Source organism: Deltaproteobacteria bacterium, assembly GCA_009930495.1.
Lineage (GTDB): Bacteria > Desulfobacterota > Desulfovibrionia > Desulfovibrionales > Desulfomicrobiaceae > Desulfomicrobium.
In genome coordinates, this window is the sequence record RZYB01000481.1 from 1 (window position 1) to 1,039 (window position 1,039).

1 protein-coding gene is annotated in these 1,039 nt (G+C 33.7%); it reads right to left on the reverse strand.

Annotation, left to right across the window (positions count from 1 at the left end; genetic code table 11):
* Positions 1–139: 139 nt before the first annotated feature.
* Positions 140–1,006, reverse strand: a complete 867-nt coding sequence (locus EOL86_15625) for a hypothetical protein (GenBank protein NCD27000.1) — start codon at positions 1,004–1,006, stop codon at positions 140–142.
* Positions 1,007–1,039: the final 33 nt, after the last annotated feature.

Here is a 1,039-nt window from a genome sequence, read left to right on the forward strand (position 1 = left end):
CAACGGACAAGTATATGCAAAGTGGGCGATTGCGGGGTTCAAACCTATCAAACCGTTACAATTTTAAAGCGGGCTACAACCTCTGAATTTACTACAATCTCGCCTATTTTGTATATACAGTGTTAGCGTTTTGTGCTTTTTATAAATATCTATCAGTCATATAATTTACATAATTCTCGTTGCCAATATAAAAATCTTTTTTCAGTTTCATTATTAGTTCCTGATAGCTTATTGAATGAAATTTTATATTGTCCAGTTTCGCAATTCGTGCAAATTCTTCAATTTCAGCTCTGTGTTTACAACCATATTCCCCAAGTACGTCATACCATAAATAAAGCAATCTAAATCCAGTTTTCCCATATTCCTTTTTTAATCCAAGAATATGTTTTATCAATTGTGCTGGATGTAGATGACTAAAGGATTTATCTTCTGGACTAATTGTTTTTGCGAAATCAAATAAGTTTGGAATGTCTTTCCATTGTTCGGTAATCTCTGTCAGATACCGTTCTTTAAGTCCAGGATGACTGCGAGAAGAATACGCTTCAGAAAATTTACATTCTATCCCGAAAGCTTTAATTTTATCTTTTTTGTCATTGAGTATTACCGAGTCAATATTTGGGTCAAACTGAAACTTATCGCTTATCTTGAATTTCTTCTCAAAATGAATCTCTTGTGCCGACTTATTATCTTTTCGGCAAAGTCCAAGTGCATAAGCTAAATCGGGAATATTTTTGTTTTTCCAATATTGTAAAACGTTTACGCCAATTGCAGAAGATGAATGAACAGCACACATTTTTGCAGAATGGGTTGAATCTCCTTTTAATTCACCTCCATCACCCTTTTCAATCTCTGTTCTTGTTTCAGGTAATAATGGTTCAAATAAGTTTTTATCCAAACTTTCTGTATATGCAAGTCTACCTTTGGTAATTTCACTACCAACCAATCTAACATTGTTTCTGTCTGCCCAACTCGTTTGTTTTGTTAATATGTATTCAAATCCATTCATAGGCTGTGTCTTTTCTTTGCATAAACGCTAACG

Bases quoted from the DNA above. Each gene is read 5' to 3' on its own strand.
- EOL86_15625 (NCD27000.1), bottom strand. From the start codon at position 1,006: ATGAATGGATTTGAATACATATTAACAAAACAAACGAGTTGGGCAGAC.